Here is a 1,590-nt window from a genome sequence, read left to right on the forward strand (position 1 = left end):
CGTTGTCGGACGGTGTCGCTTCGGCGCGTGCCCAGTCGTCGAGTTCGGTTGCCGCGTATAGGCGTTCACGGGTGCGGAGCAGGTCGTCGAGGTAGGCGTGCAGGTCGAGTAGGTAGGAGACGTCGGTGCGGAAGTGGTCGCAGCCGGCGCAGCGGAACCGGAACGGGCAGGCGCCGCCACCGGCTTTGACGTTGGACGGCTCGGCGCACACCCCGAACGGGACGGCGACCTGGCCGACGGCGCGGCGCGCGTGCTGGTCGTCGAGCAGCGCCTGGGCTTGCCGCCAGATGCGGTTGCCGTGCCGGTCGAACTGCATCGTGGCGACGCGGTCGACGGCGTCGCGGCGGCGGGTCTCGCCGACGCGGTAGTAGCCGATGGTGGTGTCGAGCTTGCGGTGCGACATCAGCTCACGCAGCACCTCGACCGGCACGCCGGCGTCGGCGTGGCGTTGCGCGTAGCTGTGGCGGTAGGCGTAGAGCACGATCTTGGTTTTGTCGTATTCGACGCCGTCGGTAGTGCGCAGCGCCGGCATCGCGTCGACCCAGGTGCGGTGGGCGAACGCGAGGCTGAACCCGGTGATCGCGCGGCGCCCGCCGGGGTTGCGGCGGTCGGTGGGCAGCAGCTTCAGCTCGCCGATCGGGGTGTGCGGGTAGCGGGCCCGCACCCGCTGCTGCTGGGCGACGATGACTGCGGCGGTCTGCTCGCCGATCGGCAGGCGCCGCGCGGGCCGGTTGGCCTTGTGGTTGTCGTAGACCAGCACCGCCAGCCCGTCGTCGTCGCGGGTCAGGCAGTCGAAGCCCAGCTCGCAGATCTCCTCCGGGCGGCGGCCGGTGTCGACGGCCAGCTCGACGCCGGTGCGCATCTCCGGCGAGGTCAGCTCGTCCAGGCGTGCGCACAACTGCCGCATGATCTCCGGCGGCAGGTCCCGGTTCGGTTCGGCCGCTTCGGGTTCGACCGGCACGTCGCCGACGGTGATAACGAAGTCGTCGCCGAGGCCGGCGGCGATGCCGCCCGGGCGGGTCACCCCCATGGCGCGGACGCGGCCGAGCACCGACCGGACCTCGCGGCAGGCGCGGATCCGCGCGTCGCCGCTGATCTGCCCGACCGATTCCAGGTAGGCCAGCCGGTGCAGGAACGCCTCGATATCGCTGCGGCCCAACGCAGCCGGGTGCTCGCCGCGGTCGTCGCGCATCCGCAGCGACTCCGACAGCCGCGCCAGGCAGCCAACGTGGTGGCGCACCGACAGGCCGGCGCTGGTGCGGCGTCCCGGCCGGACGCGCCGTTTCGGCAGGTCGTCGGCGGCCCACCGTTTGGCGGCCTCCCGCAGCCAGGCCTGGCTGATCCCGGTGAACGACACACTGCCGTTGTGCCCGAACACCGCCAGGTCCCACTCGTTCTTGGCGACTTCGGTTTCCGGGCTCGACAGGGCCCGGCGCGCATGCCCGATCAGGCAGTTGGCCAGTCCGATGAATTCCAGGCTGCGGCCGTCGGCGATGGTGTAGTTCAACACCGAATCCAGATGCTGGCCCAGCAGGTCGTTGCAGAGTATCCGCAGCACAGCGTCGTCGGTTTTGACCGCGTTGATCCGGC

General features: G+C 71.3%; 1 protein-coding gene. It reads right to left on the bottom strand.

Going from position 1 to position 1,590, the window contains the following annotated elements:
* A partial coding sequence (locus RMCN_RS31790) for a tyrosine-type recombinase/integrase (RefSeq protein WP_234787858.1) occupies positions 1-1,590 on the bottom strand: 1,590 nt, incomplete at both ends.

The organism is Mycolicibacterium novocastrense, from assembly GCF_001570485.1.
Taxonomy (GTDB): domain Bacteria; phylum Actinomycetota; class Actinomycetes; order Mycobacteriales; family Mycobacteriaceae; genus Mycobacterium; species Mycobacterium novocastrense.